We start from the raw sequence: 26,346 nt of genomic DNA, 5'->3' as shown, positions 1-26,346 counted from the left end.
GGCTGAATATAGTTAACGAGATGAAAAAGCTGGGAAAAGAGTACAGTAATATGGTCATGGTGGCATGACCATATTACTGGGGATCCCTCAGCCCATCGGGAGAGGGAGAAAAGACTAAAAACGGCAACGTCGGTTGCCGTTTTGCTTTTACTTTCGAATGAAATTAAATTTGTGCTCTCCGTCACCTTGTTATTAGAATGTTTCAAAACGCAGTGACCCAGGAGCACAGTATGACCGTTAAAGTTATCGTCACCGATATGGACGGAACTTTCCTTGATGATGCCAAGCAGTACGATCGTGACCGCTTTCAGGCACAGTTTGAGCAGCTTAAAGCCCGTAATATTGAATTTGTTGTCGCCAGCGGTAACCAGTATTACCAGCTCATCTCCTTCTTCCCGGAACTGAAAGATCAGATCTCCTTCGTGGCGGAAAACGGTGCGCTGGTCTTCGATCACGGTGAACAAATTTTCCACGGCGAGCTGACGCGTCATGAGTCGCAAATCGTTATTGGCGAACTGCTGAAAGACAAAGGGCTGAACTTTGTGGCCTGCGGTCTCGACAGCGCTTACGTCAGCGACCAGGCCCCGGAGGCGTTCGTGGCGCTGATGTCAAAGCACTATCACCGCTTAAAGCGTATCAGCGACTACCGCGACATTAACGACGTGCTGTTCAAGTTCTCCCTGAACCTGCCGGACAGCGATATCCCGAATCTGGTCGATAAACTGCATGTCTCCCTGGACGGCATTATGAAGCCGGTCACCAGCGGCTTTGGTTTTGTCGATTTGATTATCCCCGGCCTGCACAAAGCCAATGGCATCAGCCGTCTGCTGAAACGCTGGAAAGTCTCCCCGCAGGAGTGCGTGGGTATTGGCGACAGCGGCAACGACGCGGAGATGCTGAAGCTGGTGAAATACTCCTTTGCAATGGGCAACGCGGCCGAAAGCATCAGAGACGTAAGCCGCTACAGCACCGACGACAACAACCACCAGGGCGCGCTGAACGTTATTCAGGCGGTGCTGGATCACCACTCCCCGTTCGACGCCTGATTCCCTTCCTGCCGGAGCCGCGCTCCGGCACCCCTTACTCTTTTTCCATCCTGTGCTACCCGTCAACTTTTTAAACTTGCATTAACCAATTTTTAACTTAAAGTATCACTTGTAGACATTTTCACTTTCGAATGAAAGATGCGAGGCAGTTATGACGTTTACCAGTGAAACTTTGCCGGCGGATCACAAAGCCGCAATCCGTGAGATGAAGCGCGAGCTACGGGCGCAAATCGGCGATGTGCAGGCGGTGTTCGATAAGCTCAGCGATACCATCGCGACCCGCGTGGCGGAAATTAACGCCCTGAAAAACAAAGGCGAGCCCGTCTGGCCGGTGATCCCGTTTGCGGATGTGAAAAATGGCACCATCACATCCGCGCAGCGCGAGGCGATAAAACGCCGGGGTTGCGCGGTAATAAAAGGTCATTTCCCGCGCGAGCAGGCGCTGGCATGGGATCAGTCGATGCTCGACTACCTCGATCTCAACCAGTTTGATGAAGTCTATAAAGGGCCCGGCGATAACTTCTTTGGTACCTTAACGGCGTCTCGCCCGGAGATTTACCCTATCTACTGGTCACAGGCGCAAATGCAGGCGCGCCAGAGTGAAGAGATGGCGCAGGTGCAGTCGTTTCTGAACCGTCTGTGGACATTCGAGAGCAACGGCAAACAGTGGTTCGACCCGGACGTCAGCGTGATTTACCCGGATCGCATCCGCCGTCGTCCACCGGGTACCACCTCGAAAGGGCTGGGCGCGCATACCGATTCCGGTGCGCTGGAGCGCTGGCTGCTGCCCGCCTATCAGCAGGTTTTCGCCCGCGTCTTTGATGGCAACGTAGAGAAATACGATCCGTGGAATGCTGCGCACCGTACTGAAGTGGAAGAGTACACCGTGGATAACACCACCAAATGTTCGGTGTTCCGCACCTTCCAGGGCTGGACGGCGCTGTCGGACATGATTCCGGGCCAGGGGCTGCTGCACGTGGTGCCAATCCCGGAAGCGATGGCTTATATTCTGCTGCGTCCGCTGCTGGATGACGTGCCGGAGGACGAACTGTGCGGCGTCGCGCCGGGGCGCGTTCTGCCGGTGTCAGAGAAATGGCACCCGCTGCTTATCGAAGCGCTCACCAGCATTCCGGCACTGGAGGCGGGCGATTCGGTGTGGTGGCACTGCGATGTGATCCACTCCGTCGCGCCGGTTGAGGATCAACAGGGCTGGGGCAACGTGATGTACATTCCTGCCGCGCCGATGTGCGAGAAGAACCTCGCCTACGCGAAGAAGGTGAAAGCGGCGCTGGAAACCGGGGCATCACCGGGTGATTTCCCGCGCGAAGATTATGAAAAAACCTGGCAGGATCGCTTTACCGTGGCCGATCTCAATATCCACGGCAAGCGTGCGCTGGGCATGGCTTAACTGTCGTACAGCCCTTCCCGCTCAACGGCGGTGCGTCGTTTCCCCTGACGTATCCGCCGAACCGATTCCCGTACGGTCAGGGTGCCGTTAAGCAATAGCGTGCCTGATGGCGCCTCCGGGCGCATCAGCCGCTGCTGGAGCATATGTACCGCTTCGGTGCCCAGCTCATCACGCGGGACATATACCGCGGTTAACGGTACATCCTGAATGGCCGCCAGATTGAAGCCGTCAATGCTCATCACCGAAATATCCTGCGGCACGCGTAACCCCTGTTTTTGCAGGGCGCTGATGGTGCCCGCCGCCATAAAGTCACCCCCCACCAGAAACGCAGTCGGCAAGTCTTTCCCCTGCATATGGCTCAGCCAGTCGGTGACCAGTTGCTCTGTTTCGCGAGCGCTGAAGCTCGGCGCCACCAGCAAATCGCGTTTATCGTTGAACTTCAGGTTGTGTGACTGCCATGCATCGCGGATCCCCGCAAGGCGCAGCTCCATGGTGTAACGCCGCAGGCACAACACATTCATCACCTCACGGTGTCCCATTTCAAACAGATAGTCCGCCGCCCGCTCGCCAATGGACCGATGGTCCGGCGCGACGGCAGGCAGGCGCATATGCCGGTCGCGGCAGTTAATCAGCATGCAGGGTTTACCGACATCCACTGCCAGGTCGTGGATATGCGGATCGTCAATCCCGAGGAGGATGGCGGCCTGGGTGTCCGGCTCGTTCATTCGCGCCAGAAACTGCTGGGCGTCGCTGTCGTTCTCCTCCAGCGCGCAGTAACGCAGGCGAACATCGTACGAGGCCAGGCCTTTGCTTACGCTCTGGATCACACGGTAGTAAAAGATGTCAGACCGCTCGTCAAAGGCGCGCTGTGGGGCGAAGACAACGAGACTGTTGAGCAGCAAACGGCCCGCAGCCATTCCGTCCAGCACCCCCAGCTCGCGCGCGCATGCCAGCACCTTCGCACGTGCTTTTTCACTGGTATTCGCCTTCCCGGCAAGGACCCGCGAAACGGTGCTGATGGAGAGCTGAGTCCGGGCAGCGATTTCGGTGATTTTTAGCCTTTTGTCCATTTTGTGATCTGGCTCCATTTGCGAAATGACAAAATTTTCATAGCGTGGATATCAGGCAATAGCTGATGTCAAAGCCATGATGCCAAATGATGTCGCTCAGTTATGAGAAATTTTGCACAAAATCCACTATTGCCCTCTCATTTTCTCCCTTAAGGTGAACTTGTCACACAACTTCCATACTAGTTGTATAGCAACTTGAAGCGGTAAAACAGATAACAATCAACGTCATAAACCTGTGTGACACCTGAACCTCCGTCCCCTTACCGTCCGTCTTGTGGAGAGTAAAATGAGTCAGGACATTAATAACACCGTTGCGGCAAGCAAAACCCGTCGCGTCATTAAAAACCTGCGCTGGTATGTGCTGGTGCTGTTCTTACTTGGCGTCACCGTTAACTACATCACCCGAAACTCACTCGGCATCCTCGCCCCGGAACTGAAAGAGAGCCTCGGGATCACCACCGAGCAGTACTCCTGGATCGTCGGGGCATTCCAGATCGCCTACACCATTTTCCAGCCTCTGTGCGGCTGGCTGATCGACGTGATCGGCCTGAAGATTGGCTTTATGATTTGCGCCGGGATCTGGGCGCTGATGTGTATTTTCCACGCGGGTGCCGGGAGCTGGCTGCACCTTGCCATCCTGCGCTTCTTTATGGGGGCTTCTGAAGCCGCCGCCACGCCCGCAAACGCCAAAACCATTGGTGAATGGTTCCCGAAATCGGAACGTCCTGTGGCAGCCGGCTGGGCTGGTGTGGGCTTCTCCATTGGAGCAATGCTGGCTCCGCCTATCATCTACTTCGCGCACGCCTCGTTTGGCTGGCAGGGCGCGTTTATGTTCACCGGCGTGCTGGCGCTGCTGTGGGTGATCCTGTGGTGGGCGTTCTACCACAATCCGGAGCAGCACCCGAACCTGAGCAAAGACGAGCTGGCGTTTATCAAGCAGGATAACGAACCGCCTGCGGTAAAACTGCCCTTCCTGACCGCACTGAAAACCGTCTCAAAAAACAAACGCTTTTACGGTATCGCCATCCCGGCCTTTATGGCGGAACCGGCCTGGGCAGTGCTGAGTTTCTGGGTGCCGCTGTATCTCGCCAAAGAGCACGGCATGGATCTGAAGCAGATCGCGATGTTTGCCTGGCTGCCGTTCCTGGCCGCCGATCTCGGCAGCGTGGCAAGCGGTTACCTCACCCGTCTGTATACCCGCCTGTTTGGCTGCTCCCGCGTCAACTCCGTGGTGGCAAGCTCCGTCACCGGCGCGTTCCTGATGATCTCTCTGGCCGTCGTCGCCATTACCCGCGACCCGTACATCACCATCGTGCTGATCTCCATCGGCGGTTTCGGGCATCAGATCATCTCCTGCATGCTCAGCGCCCTGGTGGTGGAGTCGTTCGATAAAGGCCAGATGGCGACCGTTAACGGTATGCGCGGCTCGGCGGCGTGGATCGCCAGCTTCTTGTTCTCGCTGTTGATTGGTGTGACCGCCGACAAAATCGGCTTCAACCCGCTCTTTATTGCCATGGGTTTCTTTGACCTGATTGGCGCTGTTTTCCTGGTGGCATTTATTGCTGAACGTCGCGCCAAGCGCGCCTGATAGTGGATGTATTGCATATGAAAACCCTGAAAAACTGGACCGTCGATAAGCAGTCGGCCAACCATCTGGAACTGCTGGTGGATAACCAGCACCGCCTGTGCCTGTATGTGCTGGAAGAGAACCTGTTCCGCGTACTGATCAAACGTAAAGGTGAACTGGCGCTGGACCGCACCTGGAGCATCGCTCCGGAAGAAGATGTGCCGTGGGAAGGCCGTCGTCGCGACGATCTGAGCGGCTTCACCTGCCCTGCCTGGACGCTAAGCCAGCAGGATGAGGGGCTGACAATTGCTACCGAACAGCTGCGTGTGACCGTTCATCAGCCGCTGTGGCTGGAGTGGCATTATCGCAATGACGCTGGTGAGTGGCAGCCGCTGGTCAATGACCGTCCGACCAGCGCCTATCTGCTGAACGCTCACGGCGACGGGGTGGCACACTACCTGAGCCGTCGCAAGGACGAGCGTTTTTACGGCCTGGGTGAGAAAGCGGGCGACCTGCAGCGCAACGGTAAGCGCTTCGAGATGCGCAACCTCGACGCCATGGGCTACAACGCGGCCAGCACCGACCCGCTGTACAAACACATCCCGTTTACCCTTACCCGCCGCGATGACGTGAGTTACGGCCTGTTCTACGACAACCTGAGCAGCTGCTGGCTGGATCTGGGCAACGAGATTGATAACTACCACACCGCCTACCGTCGCTGGCAGGCGGAAGCGGGTGATATCGATTACTACCTCTTTACCGGCAAACGGGTGCTGGATGTCACCAAAGCCTTTGTGCGCCTGACCGGGAAAACGCTGTTCGGGCCGAAATGGAGCCTGGGCTACAGCGGGTCGACCATGCACTACACCGACGCGCCGGACGCACAAAACCAACTGATGAACTTTATTCGCCTGTGCGAAGAGCATGCGATCCCGTGCGACTCGTTCCAGCTCTCATCGGGTTATACCTCGATCAACGGCAAGCGCTATGTCTTTAACTGGAACTACGACAAAGTGCCGCAACCGAAGGTGATGACCCAGGCATTCCACGACGCGGGGCTGCGGCTGGCGGCAAATATCAAGCCGTGCCTGCTGCAGGACCACCCGCGCTATAGCGAAGTGGCGGAAAACGGCCTGTTCATTCGTAATTCAGAAACCGACGCACCAGAACGCTCCAGCTTCTGGGATGACGAAGGTTCCCACCTCGACTTTACCAACCCGCAGACGGTGAAATGGTGGCAGGAAGGAGTCACCACGCAGCTGCTGGAGATGGGGATCGACTCCACCTGGAACGATAACAACGAATACGAAGTGTGGGACGGCGAAGCGCGCTGCCATGGTTTTGGCAAGGAGATCGCCATCAAACACATCCGCCCGGTGATGCCGCTGCTGATGATGCGCGCCTCGCTGGAAGCGCAGCAGCGGTTTGCCCCGGAAAAGCGCCCGTATCTGATCTCCCGTTCCGGCTGCGCCGGGATGCAACGTTACGTTCAGACCTGGAGCGGCGATAACCGCACCAACTGGGAAACCCTGCGCTATAACATCCGCATGGGGCTGGGTATGAGCCTGTCCGGGCTGTTTAACGTTGGTCATGACGTGGGCGGTTTTTCTGGCGACAAACCCGACGCCGAGCTGTTTGTCCGCTGGGTGCAGAACGGCGTGATGCACCCGCGCTTTACCATTCACTCGTGGAACGATGACCACACGGTGAACGAGCCGTGGATGTATCCGGGCGTCACCCCCGCTATTCGCGGTGCCATTGAGCTGCGCTATCGTCTGCTGCCGTATCTCTACACCCTGCTCTGGCAGGCGCATGCCGATGACGAACCGATGCTGCGCCCAACCTTCCTCGACCACGAACACGATGCGCAGACCTTTGAAGAGTGCGACGAGTTCCTGCTGGGCCGGGACCTGCTGGTGGCAAGCGTGGTGGAGGCCGGACAGCGAGAGCGCCGTCTCTGGCTGCCGGATAACGAAACCGGCTGGTACGATTTTTACACCCACGCGTGGTACGCGGGCGGGCAGTGGATCGCTCTGGATGCACCGCTGGAAAAACTGCCGCTGCTGGTGCGCGCCGGTGCCGGTCTGCCGCTCAGCGAACGCATCACTCACGTCAGCGCGGAAAAAGACGACACCCGCGAGCTGAAGCTGTTCCCGGTCAAAGGCGTGGGCACCAGCACCGGTCTGCTGTTTGAAGATGACGGTGAAAGCTGGGGCTATCAGAACGGCAATGCGCTGTGGGTAGAGTGGGAAATGGTGTGCGATGGGGCAACCATCAATTTGAAGATCACTGCGCGCGGAGATTATCGTCCGGCGTGGAAAGCACTGAAGGTGTCATTACCGGCGGGGGAAAAACGCAGGCTGCTTGTGAATGGGATTGAAGGGAGTGAGTGGGTGATGTAGTGCGGCCTGATGCCCTCACCCTAACCCTCTCCCACGGGGAGAGGGAACAGAACGTAGGCCGGGTAAGGCGAAGCCGCCACCCGGCTTTTTTTTTTAGTTCTCGATACCTTTGCTGCGCAGATAATCTTCATAGTTACCGGTGAAGTCCACCACGCGCTCTGGCGTAATTTCAATCACGCGGGTTGCCAGCGAGCTGACGAACTCACGGTCGTGAGAAACGAAGATCAGGGTGCCCTGATACATCTCCAGCGCCATGTTCAGCGATTCAATAGATTCCATATCCAGGTGGTTGGTCGGTTCGTCCATCACCAGAATGTTCGGTTTTTCCATCATCAGCTTGCCGAACAGCATACGGCCCTTCTCTCCACCGGAGAGCACTTTGGCAGGCTTCTTGATGTCGTCCTGGCTGAACAGCAGACGCCCCAGAATACTGCGCACCGCCTGCTCATCGTCCCCTTCCTGCTTCCACTGGCTCATCCAGTCGAAGACGGTCAGGTCGTTTTCAAATTCATACTCATGATCCTGCGCGTAATAACCAATTTGCGCGTTTTCGGACCATTTCACGCTCCCGTTGTCCGGCTGCAGTTCGCCGACCAGGGTTTTCAGCATGGTGGATTTACCCACGCCGTTGGCACCCAGAATGGCGATCTTCTCGCCCACTTCCAGCAGCAGGTTGAAGTTTTTAAACAGCGGGCCTTCATCAAAACCTTTGGTAAGGGCTTCCACTTCCAGCGCGTTACGGAACAGTTTCTTGTCCTGCTCGAAACGGATGAACGGGTTCTGACGGCTGGAAGCTTTAACCTCTTCCAGTTTGATTTTGTCAATCTGGCGGGCACGCGATGTTGCCTGACGGGATTTAGAGGCGTTGGCGCTAAAGCGGCTGACGAAGGATTGCAGGTCCGCAATCTGCGCTTTCTTCTTGGCGTTATCCGCCAGCAGACGTTCACGCGCCTGGGTGGCCGCCGTCATGTATTCGTCGTAGTTGCCCGGGTAAACACGCAGCTCACCGTAATCCAGATCCGCCATGTGCGTACACACCATGTTCAGGAAGTGACGGTCGTGCGAGATGATGATCATGGTGCTGTCACGGTCGTTGAGCGTCTGCTCCAGCCAGCGGATGGTGTCGATGTCCAGGTTGTTCGTCGGTTCATCGAGCAGCAGAATGTCCGGGTTAGAGAACAGCGCCTGCGCCAGCAGCACACGCAGCTTCCAGCCGGGTGCCACTTCGCTCATCGGGCCGTAATGCTGTTCGACCGGAATGCCTACGCCCAGCAGCAGCTCGCCCGCACGCGCTTCTGCAGAATAACCGTCCATTTCGCCGTATTGCGTCTCCAGATCGGCCACTTTGTAGCCATCTTCTTCGCTCATTTCGGCCAGCGCGTAGATACGGTCGCGCTCCTGCTTCACTTCCCACAGCTCCGCGTGCCCCATGATCACGGTGTCGAGCACGGTGAACTCTTCAAAGGCGAACTGATCCTGACGCAGTTTACCGATGCGCTCGTTGGGATCGAGCGACACGTTTCCGAGCGTCGGCTCCAGGTCACCGCCGAGGATCTTCATAAAGGTGGATTTACCGCTACCGTTGGCACCAATCAGGCCGTAACGGTTGCCGCCGCCAAATTTGACGGAAATGTTTTCGAACAGCGGCTTACTGCCAAACTGCATAGTGACGTTGCTGGTAACTAACACGGGGAGATTCCTGCGAAAAGTGTGATAAACACGGCATTATGCCACAATTCCGAATTGAGATCCTGTGTTGCGACGCTCCGCTAAACTTTGACAAAATCGAAAAAAATGTGATTTCGTACACATCTGAATTCCCTGTTAGCGGGAATGCACATATAATGCGCTCCCATCACAGATTCAGACTTATCAACTCACGCCTGAATGGCTTAGATACCTCGCACAACATGAACATGAAATTAACAACGCTTTTTGCGGCGGCGTTAGCCGTAGTAGGTTTTTGCAAAACCGCTTCTGCGGTGACTTATCCGCTGCCGACAGACGGTAGCCGTCTGGTGGGTCAAAACCAGGTGGTGACGGTGCCTGAGGGTAACACTCAGCCGCTGGAGTATTTTGCAGCTCAGTACCAGCTGGGCCTGTCTAACATGCTGGAAGCGAACCCGGGCGTTGACCCATACCTGCCAAAAGCAGGTACCGTTCTCAACATCCCTCAGCAGCTGATCCTGCCGGATACCGTTCATGAAGGTATCGTGATTAACAGCGCGGAGATGCGTCTGTATTACTACCCGAAAGGCACTAACACGGTAATCGTGCTGCCAATCGGTATCGGTCAGCTGGGTAAAGATACCCCGCTGAACTGGACCACCAAAGTTGAACGTAAGAAAGCAGGCCCAACCTGGACCCCAACGGCGAAAATGCACGCGGAATACATCGCGGCAGGTGAACCGCTGCCAGCCGTGGTTCCGGCAGGCCCGGATAACCCAATGGGTCTGTACGCCCTGTACATCGGCCGCCTGTACGCCATCCACGGTACCAACGCTAACTTCGGTATCGGCCTGCGCGTAAGCCACGGCTGCGTGCGTCTGCGTAACGACGACATCAAATTCCTGTTCGAAAACGTGCCGGTAGGTACCCGCGTCCAGTTCATCAACGAACCGGTTAAAGCGACCTCTGAGCCGGATGGCAGCCGTTACATTGAAGTGCACAACCCGCTGTCCACCAGCGAAGACCAGATCAACAATAACGAAATCGTGCCGATTACGCTGACCAGCGCGGTGCAGTCCGTGACCTCTCAGCCGGATGTGGAAACGACTATCGTTGACCAGGCTGTGCAGAACCGTTCCGGTATGCCGGTGCGTTTGAACTAATCGCGATACAGCGAAAAAAGCGGGCTTCGATGCCCGCTTTTTTTTATCCGTTATTCACAATCACAATCCCGCCGTGGTCGTAACGATAATGACAGTGCGCATACTCCAGCGGCGTGCCATCTTCCAGATAAATCACCTGCTCCACCTCCAGCACCGGGTCGCTCTCCTCGCAGACCAGATGCTGCATATCCAGCGCATTCGGCTTTAGCGCCCGCACCACGCGGTACGATCCCATGATTTTCAGCCCCAGCGTCTCCTGCACATAGCGAAACACTGAGCTTTCAAGATGGCTTTTGTTCAGGCCGGGCACCAGGTTGAGCGGCATTACGGTCGCGTCCAGCGACATGGGCTCACCATTAAGCAAACGCAGACGAATGAAGTCATAGACCGGCGTATCGGCATTGATCATCAGCGAGGCCTGCTCTTTTTCGTTCGGGAAGCGCAGTTCAAAATGCACCACCTGGCTCGTTACCGTGCCCAGATGCTCCCAGGTTTTGGTCGCGCCAAAGTAGTCGCTGCCGGAGAGATCCCACTGCGACAACTGAAGGAAGTTTTTGCGGATGAACGTCCCCTGCCCCTGACGGGTATATACCAGCCCTTCAACGATCAGCTGACGCATGGCCTGCTGAATGGTCATCCGGCTGGTATTGAACTCCGCCGCCAGCGCAAACTGGTCCGGCAGCGGTTCATTGGCGGCATACTGCTGGCTGATGATGCGTTTTTTGATTTCACGCGATATGGTGATGTACTTCGCCGCCATCGTCCTTCCTTCTGTTTAATGTTCTATCCCGCTGTTTTTCAACGCCACTCGCTCGGCAATTTTGAGGAAAGGCAGGTAGAAGAATACACCAAATACGATGATTGCCAACTGCACCACCACCGCCCGCCAGTCCCCCGCGGTTGCCAGCCAGGCGCTCAGAATTGGCGGCGTGGTCCACGGGATCATCACCACGCAGCGCGACATTAATCCCAGCGTGGTGCAGAGCCAGGCGAAGTAAATGCCAATGGCGGGCAACAGGACAAACGGGATCATTAAAGGCAGGTTAAACACAATCGGCAGGCCGAAAATCACCGGCTCGTTGATGTTGAACAGACCCGGCGCCAGCGACAGACGTGCCACCTGTTTCGCCGATTGTTGCCGCGAGAAGATAAAAATGGCGATCAGCAGTGAAATGGTGCTACCGGTACCGCCCACCATGCCAAAGGTCGGCACGAAGATGTTGTTGATGATATGCGGGATCGGCTGGCCGTTGGCAAAGGCCAGCATGTTCTCATTGGTATTAATCAACAGGAACGGCTCCAGCACCACGCTGTTGACTACCGACTGATGAATACCCAGCGTGAAGAGGAAGTTACCAAAGCTGTAGATAAAAATCGTCCCCGGCAGGCTGGTATTGATGAGCCGCAGCGGCTGCTGGATAAAGGTGGTGATCAGGTGAATCAGATCCGTATGCAATACGTTCGCCAGCAGCGCGGCCAGAACGGCAAACAGTGAGAGCGTCAGGATGGTCGGGATCAGGGCGGTAAACGATTTACTGACCGCCGGCGGCACGTTTTCCCCCAGTGATATTTGCAGCGCCTTAAGCCGCGAGATGGCGATAAACAGCTCCGTCGAGAGCAAGCCAATCAGCACCCCGGCGAAAATCCCGGTCGAACCAATGTTGGCGAAGGTCAGCACCTGGGTGACATTCACCGTGGTGTCGCTGCCGACGGGCATGAGCTGCAGACGCATCGGCATCATGATAATAAAGCTGCTGACAGCGATAACCACTGCCGAGACCGGATTGTCGAAATCCTTGTTGCGCGCCAGCGACCAGGCAATCATCGGCGCCAGCAGCAGCGCGGCGATATTCAGCGTACCATTGATGATCGCCTCGCCCCATACCTTGAAGTGCGTGAGCGTATCGCCGTCAAAAATCCAAGGAAACACCACATTGTTCACCAGCACCGCCAGTCCGGCGAGGATGAAAATCGGCATCACCGTGGCGAAGGCATCGCGCAGGGAGCGAAGATGCACCTGGTTTGCCAGGCGCGCCGAGAACTCAACAAATTTATCGACAAAGGACTGCATATGCGGTGTGATTTTTGTTTCAGACATAGCGGATAGTTCCCATCAATCAGTCACAAAAACGGCCCGGCAGCGTACGGCTTACATCTCGCGTCCGTTGGTATGGATAACCTGTTTTAACCACGCGTAGCTCTTCTTCGGCACGCGTTTCAGGTCTTTAAGGTCGTGGTTTTCACGGTTGACGTAGACCACGCCGTAGCGCTTACGCATGTCACCCTGGGAGCTCAGAATGTCGATCAGACCCCAGCCGAGATACCCCATCACCTCAGCGCCATCCTCGAACATGGCGGCTTTCATCGCCTCGATATGCGCCCGGTGATAGTCGATGCGGTAGGTATCCTCAATCGGGTTCACGCCATCCCAGGATTCAATCACGCCAATGCCGTTTTCAATCGGGAACACCGGCATGCGCCAGTCGTTGGCGTAGCGGGTGATGATGGTGCGAAAACCGAGCGGATCGATCTGCCAGTTCCATTCGGTGGCTTTCAGGTACGGGTTATTTTTATCGCCGTACAGCAGGTAATTGTTCACCGGGGTTCCCTGCGGAATGGCATCGCTGTCCAGCGTTTTACTGGCGTAGTAGCTGAAGGCCATAAAGTCGTTTTGGGTTCTTGCGAACAGCGCCAGATCCTCGGCACGGTAGATATCGCCAAACCCTTCCTGCTCCACCACCGCCATCACCGCCGGGCTATAGCCCTGACCAGCAAAGACGCGCAGCAGGTTCTGGTTGAGGAATTCGTCGTACTGCTGGGCGCAGAAGATATCGCGCGGTTTGCAGGTGGCCGGGTAAACCAGCTGGTGCGCCAGCATACCGCCCATCAGCTGACCCGGTTTTGTCTGGTGCAGGTATTCGGTCAGCGTCATGTGCGCCACCATGGTGTGATGCTGCAACTCGTAGAGCTCGCGCAGGGTTTTCTCACCTTTCATGTAGCCGGAAATACGAAACGCTTCCGGCATATGGAAGATGTTCTGTTCGTTGAAGGTCAGCCAGTACTTCACACGGTCGCCGAAGCAGTCGATCATCTTTTTGCCATAGCGGATAAAGGCATCCATGACGCGACGATCGTTAAAGCCGTTGTACTCCTGCGCCAGCGCCAGCGGCATATCGAAGTGATAGAGGCAGATCATCGGCTCGATACCGCGGGCGATGAGATCGTTAATAAAGCGGTCGTAAAAGGCGATGCCCTCATCGTTGAACTCGCCGTCGCCCTGCGGACAGACCCGGCTCCAGGAGATTTGAAAGCGGTAGCAGTTCATGCCCAGATCCTGCATCAGGTCGAAATCTTCCCGGTAGCGGTGGTAGGAATCGGTCGCCACTTTCCAGTCGGAGATGTTTTCCCCCGCTTCGCGAATGTCGTACACCGACATCCCCTTCCCGCCCTCATTCCATGCCCCTTCCGTCTGCATGCTGGATACCGAGTTGCCCCATAAAAAGTTGGCTGGCAGTGATTGATTCATGGTCTCTCCCTATATGACTAGTCATTTAAATTTCATGACTAGTCATATAGGCGAAGATGTAAAAGCGATCAAAGAGGAGGATCGAATTTTGTGAGCAGAGCGGGAAAAAAAGCCCCGGTGAGCGGTGCGCCACCGGGGAAAGGAGGGTTATTGCTGTGCGAGCTGATTACGACGATATTCCCCCTGCCGCTCCAGCATCCAGCCCGGATATTCGCGCGGCAGTGCGCTGACGGCATCAAGCTGTTTCAGCTCGTCTTCACTTAAACGGATCCCCGTTGCGGCGATGTTGTCATCCAGTTGATCGACGCGTTTGGCACCAATAATGACGCTGGTCACCACCTTCTGATGCAGCAGCCACGCCAGGGCGATTTGCGCGACGGAGACGCCTTTGCTTTCGGCAATAGTACGCATCACATCCACACAGTCGAAGGCGCGCTCTTTTTCCACCGGCGGGAAGTCAAACTCCAGACGACGGCCACCGGCTTCACTCTGCCCGTCGCGGCCATATTTCCCGCTCAGCAGGCCACCCGCCAGCGGGCTCCAGACCATCAGCCCGACGCCTTCGCTCTGCATCATTGGCACCAGTTCGCGCTCCAGATCACGTCCGGCGATGGTGTAATAGGCCTGCAGCGACGCGAAACGGGCCAGACCCAGTCGCTCGGAAATGCCCAGCGCTTTGGCGATCTGCCACGCGGCCCAGTTAGAGACACCGATGTAGCGCACGTGGCCGTGCTGCACCAGGTTATCCAGGGCATAAAGCATCTCTTCCATCGGCGTTGCGGGGTCGAAACCGTGAAGCTGGTAGAGATCGATATGGTCGAGCTGCATACGGCGCAGGCTCTCTTTCACGCTGCTGATAATGTGATAGCGTGAGCTGCCGCGTGAGTTCACCCCCGCCGTGCCCGTTTCGCCAAACACTTTGGTGGCAACCACCACGTTTTCGCGCGGAATTTTCAGGTTCTTGAGTGCCTGGCCGGTGATCTCCTCCGAGCGGCCTTCGGAATAGACGTTCGCGGTGTCGATGAAGTTGATCCCGGCATCCAGCGCACGGCCCACCAGCTGCTCGGCTTCACTCTGCTGCAGCTGGCCAATCTTGCCCCACATGCCACCTTCACCGCCGAAGGTCATGGTGCCAAGGCACAGTTCAGAAACAAACAGACCGGTATTGCCCAGTTTTTGATAACGCATAAGATAGTCCTCACATGTCGTTTGATGGGTGCCTGATAGTTATACCCGCCCCCTGGCCAACGCGAATGTGGCGTTCCTGTCCGTTTCTTGCCCAATTCTCTGAATATTATCCGCGCGGGGCATCGCCAAAGACGGCGTAATCCGGTAACTGCACCTGCTGATAGGGCTCCCAGCCGCCGCCCAGCGCCTTATAGAGCGCCACCAGATCGAGCGCGCTTTGCACCTGCGCCTGGGCACGTTGCTGCTCGGCCTGTGCCAGCTGCCGTTGGGCGTCGAGCACGTCGATAAAGCTGGCAATCCCCTGCCGGTAGCTGTCGCTGGCCAGATCGAAGGCGTTTTGCAGCGCATCGATGGTTTTTGCCAGACCCGCTTCACGCTGCTGATCGGTGCGGTAACTCACCAGCGCATTCTCAACATCCCCCAGCGCGGTCAGTACCGTCTGGCGATAATCCAGCACCGCCGCCCCCTGTTGCGCACGCGCCACTTTCACGCTGGAGACCAGTCTTCCGCCCTGGAAGATGGGAATGGAGACCTGCGGACCAAAACTGTAGAAGTGGCTGCTCCAGTCGGTGAGCCAGTTGGATTCACTGTTGCGCAGGCCAAACTGCCCGGAAAGAGTAAAGCTCGGGAACAGCTCGGCCACCGACACGCCAATTTGCGCTGTGGCGGCATGGAGAGTCGCTTCCGCTTCTCGCACGTCCGGACGACGTCGCGCCAGCGTGGATGGAATACCCGTTTGCACGATATCCGGCAGCGCAGGCATCGGCTGGGCGGACTGCAGTTCCGCATCCAACGCCCCCGGCGGCTTGCCGAGCAGGATCGCCAGGCCGTTCATCGCCTGCCGCTCCTGCGCCTGATATTGCGGCAGTTGTGCTTCAAGGTTGCCCAGTTGCGCCCGCGCATTTTCTACGTCCATCTGCGGAGACAGCCCGCCCCGCTGGCGACTTTCGGTCAGATCCAGCGTTTGCTGCGCACTTTTAATCTGGGTGTTCAGCGTGGCAATAATGCTCTGCGCCCCGCGCAGCTGGAGCCAGGCGCGCGCCACTTCGGCTTCAAGGGAGACCAGCGCGTCGTTACGCTGCTCAATAGCGGCTTTCTGCTGCGCTTCAGCAGCTTCAACCTGACGGCGAACTTTGCCCCAGAGATCAATCTCCCACTGGGCGTCGAAGCTGCCCTGGTAGAGGTTGATCGGCTGCGTCAGCGGTCCTAACGCACCCCTGAGTTCCGGATCGACGTTATCAAGCTGGTCGTAGACCCCATGAGACTTCAACTCACCTTCCAGGCCGAGCTGCTGGCGCGTCGCCTGCAGATTGCCGTTGACCGACGGATAAAACGCCCCGCCCGCCTGGTTAATCTGTTCGCGCGCACCAGCGATGCGCAGCACCGTTTGTTGCAGGGACAAATTCCCGGCGATGGCGCGTTCAATCAGGCTGTCGAGCTGCGGCGAGCCGAACGTTTTCCACCAGCGCGGGTTAGTCGCAGCGGAGGTGGTTTGTGATTTCACCGTGCTGTCGCCTTTATCGTTCCAGTGCGTGACGGCAGGCGGTGCAGGCGGCTGGTAATCCGGCCCCACGGCGCAACCTGCCAGCAGCATCATTATCATCAGGGGGTGTAAACGTCTGTGTATCATCAATGTGCTCCTGCACTCCCCTCGCTCTTAACCGGCGAGAGCAACAAACAAAACGGAATCAGGACCAGCGCCACCACGCTCAGAATGGTGAATACGTCGATATAGGCCAGGAAGCGCGACTGCTCAATCATGGTCTGGTACATGCGCCCGGTGGCAATGCCGGTCGGGTCGCCGACCTGAGTGGTAAAGTTCTGGATCGCCTGCGCGCTTTCGCGGATCGCCTGCTGGAACTGCTCGTTAAACGGCGAGGCGTGGTACGCAAGGTGCGCGCTGTGGGCCTGCGAGCGCTCGGTGATGGCCGCCGTGGAAAGCGATATGCCAATCGAGCCCGCAACGTTACGGAACATGGTGAACAGCGCTGCGGCATCCGCGTTCAGCCGCCTCGGGATAGAAATAAACGCAATGGTGGTCAGCGGGACAAACAGGAACCCCAGCCCAATCGACTGGGCGCTGCGGAACAGCACCAGCGTTTCGAAGTCGATATCCGGGGTGAGCGTGCGCGACCAGAAGAACGACACTGCCAGACAGGTAAAGCCAAAGGCGATGATCCAGCGCGTCTGCACCACCGGCATCAGCTTCAGGACCAGCGGGATGGTCAATACAATCAATACTGCGCCGGGCGACAGCACCAGCCCGGACCAGGTGGCGGTATAGCCCAGATCCTGCTGCGCCAGCTGCGGGATCACCACCGAGCTGCCGTAAAGGATCATCGCCATCCCCGCCATCAGCAGGCTGGAGATGGTAAAGTTGCGGTCCTTCATACAGTGCAGATCAACAACCGGTTTTTTGGCATACATCAGCCAGTAAATGGCGCCAATGATGCCGACCAGCGTTAACACCGCAAAGGTGCGAATAAAGTTCGAGTAGAACCAGTCATCATCCTCGCCCCGGTCCAGCATCACCTGCAGACAGCCGAGGCCAAGCGCGATCAGGCCGATCCCCGTCCAGTCGATAGTCAGCTTCTCTTTGGCTTTACTCTCCCAGGGTGGATCTTCCAGCAGCTGGTAGATCGCCAGCACCGTCACTATCCCCACCGGGATGTTGATAAAGAACACCCAGCGCCAGGAGTAGTTGTCGGTGATCCAGCCCCCGAGCGTCGGGCCGAGTACCGGCGCAACGATAATGGCGATGGAGGAGAGACCAAACGCTTTACCCCTGTCTTCCGGTTTAAAGTAGTCAAGCAGCACCGACTGCTGCGTGGGCTGCAGGCCGCCACCAAAAAAGCCCTGCATCACACGGAACAAGATGATTTGCCACAGCTCGGTGGCGATCCCGCACAGGAACGAGCAGACGGTGAACATCACGATGCAAATCAGGAAGAACTGCTTGCGGCCAAACACCCGGCTGAGAAACGCCGAGATGGGCAGGACGATGCCGTTAGCCACCAGGTAGCTGGTTAATACCCAGGTGGACTCGTCATAGCTGGACGAGAGCGAGCCCGCCACGTGCGGCAGCGCCACGTTGACGATGGTGGTGTCGAGGATCTCCATAAACACCGCCAGCGTAACGACAATCGCCACCGCCCACGGATTGCTGGCGGGCTTCCAGTTGTCGTGGCTGTGATCCGTCATTCCACGGTGACCTTCGGTTCTACCGACAGCCCCAGCGGCAGCGGTTTGTTCGGATCCAGCCCTTTATCAATCACAATTTTCACCGGCACGCGCTGGACAATTTTAACAAAGTTGCCGGTGGCGTTTTCCGACGGGAACGCCGAGAAACGCGAGCCGCTGCCCTGCTGGATACTGTCGACATGGCCTTCAAGCGCCATATCTGGCCAGGCATCGACGGAAACCTCCACCTTATCGCCTGGCTTCATGCGCTCAAGCTGAGACTCTTTAAAGTTGGCCACCACCCAGACGTTGGGTGAGACCAGCGAGAACAGCGCCGTGCCCGCCTGTACCAGCGTACCCGGCTGCACGTTGCGCTTAGTGACAAACCCGTCGAACGGGGCGCGAACTTCAGTGTAAGAGAGGTTGAGGTTAGCGGTTTCCAGCTGCGCTTTAGCCTGATCGACCTGGCGCTCACGCGCTTCGACGTTGGTCTCCTGCTGGCGGATCTGCAGCTGTACCTGCTCCGCCACTTCCAGCTGGGCCTGCGCACTTGCCAGAGCGGCCTGTGCACTACGCAGCTGGGCGTTGGCGGAATCAATGCTTTGTTGGGTGGTGGCACGCGGATCGACCCCGCGCTGGCGGCGATACTCCGCCTGCGCGTTGGCGAGGTCTGCCTGCGCTTTCAGCACCTGCGCTTTGGCTTCGTCGCGCTGGGCGGGGTATTGCACTTTCGAGAGCGCCAGCTGTGCCTGGGCCTGATGCAGCTGCGCAATAGCCAGGCCAAGCTGGGCCTGAGCCTGATCGCGCTGGGCGGTGGTATCACGCGGATCGATAACCACCAGCAGATCGCCCTTTTTCACGCGCTGGTTATCACGCACATGTAGCGCCGTGACATAACCCGCCGTTTTAGGGGCAATCGTCACCACATCGCCGTCGGTAAAGGCGTCGTCAGTTGTCTCTTCGTTACGGGTTAAAAACCACCAGACCAGCGCCACGATGACCATCACCACCACGACAATGCCGAGGATAATTAACGGTTTTTTGCCCGGACGCTTACGCTCATTATTGTTTTTGTCCTGCTCGTCAGCAGGCGGGTTTTGTTCTTCAGCCATAGTTCAGCAACGGTCCTGTCAGTGAGCGGCATCACACTATGCCGTTCACTAAAGCTAGGACGTTGCTATACGTTTGCCAGGAAAAACTGACAAATTGCGCACTATATGAGAAGGAATAATCCGAAACCGATCGCCGCAGCCCAGAGCAGCATGGGGATCGACCAGAGATGGAAGCGCCACCAGATGCGGCGATCGTTCGCCATCCGCAGGGCAATCAGGTTGGCCAGCGAGCCGGGCAGCAGACCAAACCCGCCGATGTTAACCGCCCAGGCCAGAAGCGAGTCCGGCGGAACATAGTTGAGCAGTAAAATGGTAGAAGGCACGTTGCTGATGACCTGCGAGAGGCCAATCGCCGTCAGCCACAGCCCCGGTTGCGACAGACCGCTGACGCTGTGCAGCACGTGTTGCAGCACCGGGAGCTGGATAAGCAGATGCACGTCGATGAACATCACCATAAAGACCAGCAACAGCGTCCAGTCCACGCTCACCAGCACGCGTCGCGCCAGCACGACAAAACCAGCCGCCACGAGCAGCACGCCCGCCAGTTCATACCGCAGCTCCAGCGCAAACAGAAAGACGATATACAGCCCCAGGCAGCTCCAGACCAGACGAGGCTGCCACTGCGGGCCGGTTGTGCCGCTGTGGTATTGCAGTTTTTTATCCGGGAAGGCAAACCAGCAGACCGCCAGCAGCGACGCCATCATCACCAGCGCCAGCGGCGCCATCTGCCAGGTAAAGGCGGCGAACGATAACCCTGAACGTCCCCAGAGCAGAATGTTTTGCGGGTTGCCAATAGGGGTTAACAGCGAGCCCGCGTTGACGGCCAGCGCTTCAAAGATGATCAGCCGGCTCACCGGGATCTCGCACAGCTTACGCAGGGTGAGCGTCAGCGGCACGATGATAAACAGCGCCACATCGTTGGTGAGAAAGGTCGACAGCACCGCGGCGGAGAATACCATAAACAGCGACAGCCTGCGTTCGGTAGCAAACCGGCGCACCATTTTGCGCCCCAGCACGTCGAAGTAGCCGCTCAGCTCCACCCCTTTGGTGAGCATCATTAACCCGCTTAGCGTAATGATGGTGCGCCAGTCAATCGCCGCAGGCCAGGCCTTGGGCGTAAACGGCACAAAAAGGCTTAAACCTGCACCAATAATCAATAAGAGATGAAAGAAGCGATCGCGCGTGAGGGCCTGCAGTCCAGGGATTTTCATTCAGCGGAGGAACCATATTTAAGCGTAAACTCACGAAACTTCACCAGCGTCTCTTCGCTGACATGGTGTTCCATTCCTTCCGCATCCCGACGGGCAATCTCCGGGCTTACGCCCAGCACCAGCAAAAAGTTCTCCACCAGCTGGTGGCGCTCGCGGCTCTCCTGCGCCAGCTTCTCCCCTTCCGGCGTCAGAAAGACGCCGCGCCACGGGATCATTTCGATTAAGCCGACGGAGGCCAGACGTTTTAACATCTTCGCAACGGTTGGCTGCGAAACCCCCAGCCTGGCCGCCATATCAACCTGACGTGCTTCCCCGACCTCGCGAATCAGATCGGAAATCAGCTCAACATAATCATCAATCAGTTCACGTCGGTGGGCTTCACGCACCTGACGAAAACCTTCGACGTGCTCTTCCACATTCACCAGTTGCGTCGTTTTTCTGATTGTTGGCTTACCTGCGCGACGGTTCATTGTACTTCCTCAGTGGGGTGACGCTTCCAGCGCCCGGTATCGAGAGCGCACATTGTAAACCATACCTCTACAAGCACAAAAAATTAACGAAATAGCCATAGCTATACAATATAGCCTGTGCTATATCTGTATGTAATGCAGTCACCCTTCACGGATCGAAGGGATCAAAAATCAGGAGGTCTTATGAACGAATTCAAGAGGTGTATGACCGTGTTTACTCACTCCCCCTTCAGGGTGCGCTTAATGCTGTTGAACATGCTGTGCGATATGTTTAACAACAAGCCACATCAGGACGACAAACCTTCCCACTAAGCGGCGTTGCGGTACGCCGCTTCATTTTGCCGTCATATTCCCGCTGTAAACTGGCCTCCGGCCGCCCTATTCCCGGTTTTTTTTACGGATTTGCAATCCTCTTCGCAAAACATCTGCTTAGCAACGGTTGATATTATTTAGCGCTCGCACTATCTTCTTGCAGCCCTGCACAATTTGCGGCTCGCTGAAGCGGACCCTCATTCCCTCTCCACGCACTGTCAGGCAGGTTATGACCCTTGACGCCAGGGTGAGCACATGGCGTTTTTATGCATGATAGTGACCTATGAATTTAACCCTGATAGACACCGTTGTTACCCGCAGTCGGGCCTTAAGTCCGTGGACGGCATTCTATTTTTTACAATCCTTGCTGATTAACTTTGCGCTGGGTTACCCCTTCAGCCTGCTGTATGCCGTTGCGTTTACCTGCATTCTGCATTTGCTGTGGCGTACCGCGCCGCGCGCGCAAAAAACGTTAGTGGGCATCTGCTCCCTGATTGCAGCGCTCTATTTCCCGTTTGGTCAGGCTTACGGTTCGCCAAACTTTAATACCCTGCTGGCGCTGCACTCGACCAACATGGAAGAGTCGACCGAGATCCTGACGATCTTCCCGTGGTACAGCTACGTGGTCGGCCTCTTTATTTTTGCGCTTGGCGTTATAGCGGTGCGTCGTAAACCCGAAGAGAAAAAAGCGTGGGGAAAAATAGAGACGCTGTGTCTGGCATTCAGCGTAGTGACCTTCTTTGTCACCCCCGTGCAAAACCTGGCCTGGGGCGGCGTGTTCAAGCTGAAGGATACCGGCTATCCGGTGTTCCGCTTTGTAAAAGACGTTGTCGTCAATAACCAGGAAGTTCTCGACGAGCAGGCGCGCATGGCTGAGCTCTCCAATATGAAAGACACCTGGAACGTGCTGGCGGTGAAGCCGAAGTACCATACCTATGTGGTCGTCATCGGCGAAAGCGCACGCCGCGATGCGATGGGCGCGTTCGGCGGACACTGGGATAACACGCCGTTCGCCAGCGCCGTCAACGGTACCCTGTTTACCGATTATATTGCGGCCAGCGGCTCGACGCAGAAATCGCTCGGCCTGACCCTGAACCGCGTTGTCGACGGCAAACCACAGTATCAGGATAACTTTGTCACGCTGGCAAACCGTGCCGGTTTTCAGACGTGGTGGTTTTCTAATCAGGGGCAAATTGGCGAATACGATACCGCCATTGCCAGCATCGCGAAGCGTGCCGATGAAGTGCAGTTCCTGAAAAACGGTGATTTTGAAGCCGATAAAAATACCAAAGACGAAGCATTGCTCAAGATGACGGCGCAGGTTTTTGCCACGCAGCGCACGCAGCCACAGCTGATCGTCCTGCACCTGATGGGTTCGCACCCTCAGGCCTGTGACCGCACGCAGGGGAAATACGCCGAGTTTGTGCAATCTAAAGAGACCTCTTGCTATCTGTACACCATGACGCAAACCGACGAACTGCTCAGCAAGCTGTACGATCAGCTACGTAATACGGGTGAGAGTTTCTCGTTGGTTTATTTCTCGGATCACGGGCTGGCGTTTAAAGAGCGCGGTAAAGAGGTGCAGTATCTGGCGCACGACGATAAATTCCAGCAAAACTTCCAGGTACCGTTTATGGTGCTGTCGAGTGATGACAAGAAGCATCGTATTATCACCGCGCGCCGCTCGGCCAATGATTTCCTGACGTTCTTCTCGCAGTGGACGGGGATTTCAGCAGAGCAGATCAAAAATGCTTACCCGTTTATCTCAAACAAGAAAGCTCCCCCAGTGTACGTTACCAACTTCAAGTTACAGAAAGTTGACTATAACCATTTGGGTACGGATATTTTCGATATAAAGAGTAAGTAAGCTGTTCGGTCTGATGTCCTCACCCACGGGAGAGGGTTCCCCACACAAAAAGCGTCTACGGACGGCCCCCTCTCCTCTTAGGGGAGAGGGCTGGGGTGAGGGGGAACATACAGCTCTGGTGGTCATTCCGTTCACTTTATGTTCCTTGCTACTCTGTAACGACATGACCCGTGAACGTGCCAGGGTGGCTCAATCGCCACCACCCTGGCAACCCGGGCTCCCGGCGGTAAATCGCCGCTTCGCGGTACCTTCGGCTTATTCCTTCCGGCTTATCGGGGACGGGCGGATGTAACGTCCCTGTAAAGCCGTCCTCTCGGCGCATCCATGCGCCACGCCCCGGCCTGCAGGAAACGCCTCAGCGATTTACAGCCGGACCAGGGCATCGCTGAATGCCCTCAGTCATTCTGAAGGCAGCGTTATTGCTTCTGTTTGTGAATGACTGGGGAACCCTCAGCCCACAGGGAGAGGGGAAAAAAGGTTAAAAAAAATCCGCCACATGGGCGGATTTTTTACTGGCTCACCGAAGTGATTAGAAGCGGTAACCTACGCCCGCGATCCAGGTGCCAACGTCAACGTTGCGGATACGGCTCTGCTCATAGGAGAAGTCCAGAGCAACGTCTTCGATTGGGTTGAACTGCAGACCCGCGCCATAGGAGAAGCCGTAGTCGCTGTTGCTTGCAGTGCGGTTCAGACCCTGGTTTTCGGTCTGCTGGAATTTACCGTAGCCAACACCTACAACACCGTAGATGCTTGCCCAGTCGTTGATACGGTATGCTGGACCAGCGGTGATGCCGTAGTACTGGCCTTTGTTGTATGCGCCGTTTTCAGAACGATCTTTCTCGGTGTAGGTGAAAGAACCGATCACGCCCAGTGGGTTGTTATCCTGCTCGTAACGATACTTCAGGTTGAAACCGTTAGCTTTGTTCATTACGCCCTGCATATCGCTCTGAGCGTAACCACCGGTAACAGTGGAAGTAGCAGCTACAGCGGTACCTGCGGAAACAGCCAGTACAGCGGCCAGTGCTGAAAGACATGCAATTTTTTTCATAACCACCTCAAATGTGCTTCAAATAAATCCGTAAGTTTTAAATATATCAAAAAAATTTGCGAAACTCTTTGTGATTCGTGATGTCTAACGGGACCTTTCCTGTAACAGAACGTTTCCAGCATCAGTTATCTTGTTCAAATCACAAAGGATTTCTGTTGCTAAATACTCATACTGCGCGTCAACGCCGTTACATTCATCCAGATTATTCCTAATCTGACAGGCGATAAAACCAGCAACGCTTATCCATTTTACGGATTTTCCCTGGTTTTTTTTCAACAGTAGCTCAACCGTTGCGCCATATTTCAATTACACTGCGGCTTTTACCCTATTTGACAAAAATTGACAGGAGAAAGGATGCCAGGGATATCCCGCACGTCATCGGTCTGGATGCCGGTTGCTGTAATTCTGATTGCAATGCTGTCTATACAGAGTGGCGCGTCCCTCGCGAAATCGCTCTTTCCACTGGTAGGCGCACCGGGCGTCACTGCCCTGCGTATCGCTTTGGGTACCCTGATCCTCGTGGTCATTTTTAAACCCTGGCGGTTGCGCGTCAAAAAAGAGCAGCGCCTCCCGCTGCTCTTCTACGGGCTGGCGCTGGGGGCCATGAACTATATGTTCTATCTCTCTATCCAGACCATTCCGCTGGGGATTGCCGTCGCGCTGGAATTTACCGGCCCGCTGGCGGTGGCCCTTTTCTCCTCCCGACGGCCTGTCGATTTTATCTGGGTGGTGCTAGCGGTTCTGGGGTTGTGGTTCCTCTTGCCACTGGGCCAGAGCGTCTCTGAAATCGACCTGACGGGTGCCGCGCTGGCTCTGGGCGCCGGAGCCTGCTGGGCAGTGTATATCCTCACGGGTCAGCGCGCCGGCGAAGAGCACGGCCCGGCGACCGTGGCGCTGGGCTCGCTCATTGCCGCCATCATCTTTGTTCCGCTGGGTATGGCTCAGGCGACGGACTCTATCTGGCAGTGGTCAGTAATGCCGGTGGGTTTTGCTGTCGCCATCCTCTCAACGGCTCTGCCTTATTCACTGGAGATGATTGCCCTCACGCGGCTGCCGACGCGCATCTTCGGTACCCTGATGAGCATGGAGCCTGCACTGGCCGCCATCTCCGGTATGGTATTCCTTGGGGAAACCCTCACCTTTACCCAGACGCTGGCGCTGTGTTCCATTATTGCGGCGTCGATGGGGTCAACGCTCACCATGCGCCCTGAGCCAAAAGTTGAGAAAGTGGACATCCGCTAATACCGTATATTCTGCATGGCCTCGGTGCCATGCAGAATAAAGGCCAGTTCTGTATTATTTATAATTTCTTACATTCTTCGTCATCGAAAAGTCATATTTCTCTCGCCCTTAATGGGAAATAGAGAATTAAGATTGATCTGTGTCAATTTTAAAAAATACCATACAATTCAACCAGTTAATAATTCAACTCCCTTCTTACTATTAAACCAATAGGCACAGCCAAACCGCAGGGAAAAAATCCGGTGCTATACTTAGTTCCGTAATTACCTGGGACATAAACATCAAGAGGATATGAGATTATGAGTACCGCTAAACTGGTGAAAACGAAAGCGTCTAATCTGCTTTATACCCGTAACGATGTATCGGACAGCGACAAAAAAGCAACGATTGAGTTGCTGAATCGCCAGGTGATCCAGTTCATCGATCTTTCGCTGATCACCAAACAGGCCCACTGGAATATGCGCGGTGCAAACTTTATTGCCGTTCATGAAATGCTGGATGGCTTCCGCACAGCACTGGTCACCCACCTGGACACCATGGCCGAACGCGCCGTGCAGTTAGGCGGTGTGGCGTTGGGTACCACGCAGGTGATTAACAGCAAAACGCCACTGAAAAGCTATCCGCTGGATATTCACACCGTTCAGGATCACCTGAAAGAGCTGGCAGACCGTTATGCGATTGTGGCTAACGACGTGCGTAAAGCGATTAGCCAGGCTAAAGACGAAGATACTGCGGATATCTTCACCGCCGCGTCTCGCGACCTGGATCAATTCCTGTGGTTTATCGAATCTAACATTGAATAATCCATAAGAATTTTCTATCGAACCCTCGCCTCCGGTGAGGGTTTTGCACATTTATGGTGCACA

Annotated in this window: 21 protein-coding genes; 9 read left to right on the top strand and 12 right to left on the bottom strand. The window is 56.1% G+C overall.

All coding sequences use genetic code 11. The features are described from left to right. Window positions 1–230: 230 nt before the first annotated feature. Complete coding sequence (locus ACOTZF_RS20820; RefSeq protein WP_029882866.1) at window positions 231–1,046, top strand: Cof-type HAD-IIB family hydrolase; 816 nt, start codon at window positions 231–233, stop codon at window positions 1,044–1,046. Window positions 1,047–1,197: 151 nt separating this feature from the next. After that, the gene (locus ACOTZF_RS20815) at window positions 1,198–2,454 is read left to right on the top strand and encodes a DUF1479 domain-containing protein (RefSeq protein WP_029882865.1); all 1,257 of its coding nucleotides are present in this window, start codon (window positions 1,198–1,200) and stop codon (window positions 2,452–2,454) included. Here the strand turns inward: ACOTZF_RS20815 and ACOTZF_RS20810 are convergent. Further along, complete coding sequence (locus ACOTZF_RS20810) at window positions 2,451–3,524, bottom strand: LacI family DNA-binding transcriptional regulator (RefSeq protein ID WP_129251489.1); 1,074 nt, start codon at window positions 3,522–3,524, stop codon at window positions 2,451–2,453. The two genes, ACOTZF_RS20815 and ACOTZF_RS20810, sit on opposite strands and share 4 nt — an antisense overlap. Before the next feature lie 286 nt (window positions 3,525–3,810). Between ACOTZF_RS20810 and ACOTZF_RS20805 the strand changes: the two genes are divergently transcribed. Next, window positions 3,811–5,112, top strand: coding sequence for an MFS transporter (locus ACOTZF_RS20805; RefSeq protein ID WP_023621974.1), 1,302 nt, complete (start codon window positions 3,811–3,813; stop codon window positions 5,110–5,112). 17 nt (window positions 5,113–5,129) lie between these two features. Then, entirely contained in the window at window positions 5,130–7,493 is a 2,364-nt protein-coding gene (locus ACOTZF_RS20800; protein ID WP_129318194.1) for a TIM-barrel domain-containing protein, read from the top strand. Between the two features lie 93 nt (window positions 7,494–7,586). Here the strand turns inward: ACOTZF_RS20800 and ACOTZF_RS20795 are convergent, their stop codons facing one another. Further along, window positions 7,587–9,182: an ABC-F family ATPase gene (locus ACOTZF_RS20795; RefSeq protein WP_013097447.1), complete on the bottom strand. Its 1,596-nt coding sequence runs from the start codon at window positions 9,180–9,182 to the stop codon at window positions 7,587–7,589. 221 nt (window positions 9,183–9,403) lie between these two features. Between ACOTZF_RS20795 and ldtB the strand changes: the two genes are divergently transcribed. Further along, on the top strand, window positions 9,404–10,324 hold the full coding sequence (ldtB, locus tag ACOTZF_RS20790) for a L,D-transpeptidase (RefSeq protein WP_020689864.1): 921 nt from the start codon (window positions 9,404–9,406) through the stop codon (window positions 10,322–10,324). 43 nt (window positions 10,325–10,367) lie between these two features. Here the strand turns inward: ldtB and ACOTZF_RS20785 are convergent, their stop codons facing one another. From ACOTZF_RS20785 to mntR, 9 genes are all read right to left on the bottom strand, one after another. Then, window positions 10,368–11,084, bottom strand: a complete 717-nt coding sequence (locus tag ACOTZF_RS20785) for a GntR family transcriptional regulator (protein ID WP_038984962.1) — start codon at window positions 11,082–11,084, stop codon at window positions 10,368–10,370. A 15-nt stretch (window positions 11,085–11,099) separates the two neighbouring features. Beyond that, the gene (locus ACOTZF_RS20780) at window positions 11,100–12,422 is read right to left on the bottom strand and encodes a PTS sugar transporter subunit IIC (RefSeq protein WP_038984964.1); all 1,323 of its coding nucleotides are present in this window, start codon (window positions 12,420–12,422) and stop codon (window positions 11,100–11,102) included. Window positions 12,423–12,473: 51 nt separating this feature from the next. Further along, a complete protein-coding gene (locus ACOTZF_RS20775) occupies window positions 12,474–13,850 on the bottom strand; it encodes a glycoside hydrolase family 1 protein (RefSeq protein ID WP_023622501.1) in 1,377 nt (458 codons plus the stop codon). A gap of 147 nt (window positions 13,851–13,997) precedes the next feature. Continuing rightward, complete coding sequence (locus ACOTZF_RS20770) at window positions 13,998–15,038, bottom strand: aldo/keto reductase (protein WP_040020693.1); 1,041 nt, start codon at window positions 15,036–15,038, stop codon at window positions 13,998–14,000. Window positions 15,039–15,144: 106 nt separating this feature from the next. Further along, window positions 15,145–16,668, bottom strand: coding sequence for an efflux transporter outer membrane subunit (locus tag ACOTZF_RS20765; protein ID WP_129251492.1), 1,524 nt, complete (start codon window positions 16,666–16,668; stop codon window positions 15,145–15,147). Then, window positions 16,668–18,239, bottom strand: coding sequence for a DHA2 family efflux MFS transporter permease subunit (locus tag ACOTZF_RS20760; RefSeq protein ID WP_029882858.1), 1,572 nt, complete (start codon window positions 18,237–18,239; stop codon window positions 16,668–16,670). Before ACOTZF_RS20760 ends, ACOTZF_RS20765 begins: the two co-directional genes overlap by 1 nt. Further along, the gene (locus ACOTZF_RS20755) at window positions 18,236–19,330 is read right to left on the bottom strand and encodes an HlyD family secretion protein (RefSeq protein ID WP_029882857.1); all 1,095 of its coding nucleotides are present in this window, start codon (window positions 19,328–19,330) and stop codon (window positions 18,236–18,238) included. The genes ACOTZF_RS20760 and ACOTZF_RS20755 overlap by 4 nt, the downstream gene beginning before the upstream one ends. Window positions 19,331–19,431: 101 nt before the next feature. Further along, entirely contained in the window at window positions 19,432–20,541 is a 1,110-nt protein-coding gene (locus ACOTZF_RS20750) for an anion transporter (protein ID WP_129318123.1), read from the bottom strand. After that, window positions 20,538–21,011 (bottom strand): manganese-binding transcriptional regulator MntR, encoded by a 474-nt coding sequence (gene mntR / locus ACOTZF_RS20745; RefSeq protein ID WP_013097457.1) that lies wholly within the window; start codon window positions 21,009–21,011, stop codon window positions 20,538–20,540. The genes ACOTZF_RS20750 and mntR overlap by 4 nt, the downstream gene beginning before the upstream one ends. Before the next feature lie 183 nt (window positions 21,012–21,194). Here mntR and mntS point away from each other — a divergent pair, with 183 nt between their 5' ends. Together mntS and ACOTZF_RS20735 are read left to right on the top strand one after the other, a co-directional pair. Further along, window positions 21,195–21,323: a manganase accumulation protein MntS gene (gene mntS / locus ACOTZF_RS20740; RefSeq protein WP_013097458.1), complete on the top strand. Its 129-nt coding sequence runs from the start codon at window positions 21,195–21,197 to the stop codon at window positions 21,321–21,323. A 283-nt stretch (window positions 21,324–21,606) separates the two neighbouring features. Then, entirely contained in the window at window positions 21,607–23,190 is a 1,584-nt protein-coding gene (locus ACOTZF_RS20735) for a phosphoethanolamine transferase (RefSeq protein WP_129251494.1), read from the top strand. A gap of 529 nt (window positions 23,191–23,719) precedes the next feature. Here the strand turns inward: ACOTZF_RS20735 and ompX are convergent. Then, window positions 23,720–24,238, bottom strand: coding sequence for an outer membrane protein OmpX (ompX, locus tag ACOTZF_RS20730; protein WP_013097460.1), 519 nt, complete (start codon window positions 24,236–24,238; stop codon window positions 23,720–23,722). 354 nt (window positions 24,239–24,592) lie between these two features. On the opposite strand from ompX, the gene rhtA reads away from it, so the two are divergent. Beyond that, a complete protein-coding gene (gene rhtA / locus ACOTZF_RS20725; protein ID WP_013097462.1) occupies window positions 24,593–25,480 on the top strand; it encodes a threonine/homoserine exporter RhtA in 888 nt (295 codons plus the stop codon). Window positions 25,481–25,779: 299 nt separating this feature from the next. Further along, window positions 25,780–26,283, top strand: coding sequence for a DNA starvation/stationary phase protection protein Dps (dps, locus tag ACOTZF_RS20720; protein WP_013097463.1), 504 nt, complete (start codon window positions 25,780–25,782; stop codon window positions 26,281–26,283). The last annotated feature ends 63 nt before the right edge of the window (window positions 26,284–26,346 follow it).

Origin of the sequence: Enterobacter cloacae complex sp. SHL021 (genome assembly GCF_049237765.1) — a bacterium.
Taxonomy (GTDB): domain Bacteria; phylum Pseudomonadota; class Gammaproteobacteria; order Enterobacterales; family Enterobacteriaceae; genus Enterobacter; species Enterobacter cloacae.
This window is presented reverse-complemented; position numbering and strand designations above follow the sequence as displayed.

Bases quoted from the DNA above. Each gene is read 5' to 3' on its own strand.
- ACOTZF_RS20820 (WP_029882866.1), top strand. From the start codon at position 231: ATGACCGTTAAAGTTATCGTCACCGATATGGACGGAACTTTCCTTGAT.
- ACOTZF_RS20815 (WP_029882865.1), top strand. From the start codon at position 1,198: ATGACGTTTACCAGTGAAACTTTGCCGGCGGATCACAAAGCCGCAATC.
- ACOTZF_RS20810 (WP_129251489.1), bottom strand. From the start codon at position 3,524: ATGGACAAAAGGCTAAAAATCACCGAAATCGCTGCCCGGACTCAGCTC.
- ACOTZF_RS20805 (WP_023621974.1), top strand. From the start codon at position 3,811: ATGAGTCAGGACATTAATAACACCGTTGCGGCAAGCAAAACCCGTCGC.
- ACOTZF_RS20800 (WP_129318194.1), top strand. From the start codon at position 5,130: ATGAAAACCCTGAAAAACTGGACCGTCGATAAGCAGTCGGCCAACCAT.
- ldtB (WP_020689864.1), top strand. From the start codon at position 9,404: ATGAACATGAAATTAACAACGCTTTTTGCGGCGGCGTTAGCCGTAGTA.
- ACOTZF_RS20785 (WP_038984962.1), bottom strand. From the start codon at position 11,084: ATGGCGGCGAAGTACATCACCATATCGCGTGAAATCAAAAAACGCATC.
- ACOTZF_RS20780 (WP_038984964.1), bottom strand. From the start codon at position 12,422: ATGTCTGAAACAAAAATCACACCGCATATGCAGTCCTTTGTCGATAAA.
- ACOTZF_RS20775 (WP_023622501.1), bottom strand. From the start codon at position 13,850: ATGAATCAATCACTGCCAGCCAACTTTTTATGGGGCAACTCGGTATCC.
- ACOTZF_RS20770 (WP_040020693.1), bottom strand. From the start codon at position 15,038: ATGCGTTATCAAAAACTGGGCAATACCGGTCTGTTTGTTTCTGAACTG.
- ACOTZF_RS20765 (WP_129251492.1), bottom strand. From the start codon at position 16,668: ATGATACACAGACGTTTACACCCCCTGATGATAATGATGCTGCTGGCA.
- ACOTZF_RS20760 (WP_029882858.1), bottom strand. From the start codon at position 18,239: ATGACGGATCACAGCCACGACAACTGGAAGCCCGCCAGCAATCCGTGG.
- ACOTZF_RS20755 (WP_029882857.1), bottom strand. From the start codon at position 19,330: ATGGCTGAAGAACAAAACCCGCCTGCTGACGAGCAGGACAAAAACAAT.
- ACOTZF_RS20750 (WP_129318123.1), bottom strand. From the start codon at position 20,541: ATGAAAATCCCTGGACTGCAGGCCCTCACGCGCGATCGCTTCTTTCAT.
- mntR (WP_013097457.1), bottom strand. From the start codon at position 21,011: ATGAACCGTCGCGCAGGTAAGCCAACAATCAGAAAAACGACGCAACTG.
- mntS (WP_013097458.1), top strand. From the start codon at position 21,195: ATGAACGAATTCAAGAGGTGTATGACCGTGTTTACTCACTCCCCCTTC.
- ACOTZF_RS20735 (WP_129251494.1), top strand. From the start codon at position 21,607: ATGAATTTAACCCTGATAGACACCGTTGTTACCCGCAGTCGGGCCTTA.
- ompX (WP_013097460.1), bottom strand. From the start codon at position 24,238: ATGAAAAAAATTGCATGTCTTTCAGCACTGGCCGCTGTACTGGCTGTT.
- rhtA (WP_013097462.1), top strand. From the start codon at position 24,593: ATGCCAGGGATATCCCGCACGTCATCGGTCTGGATGCCGGTTGCTGTA.
- dps (WP_013097463.1), top strand. From the start codon at position 25,780: ATGAGTACCGCTAAACTGGTGAAAACGAAAGCGTCTAATCTGCTTTAT.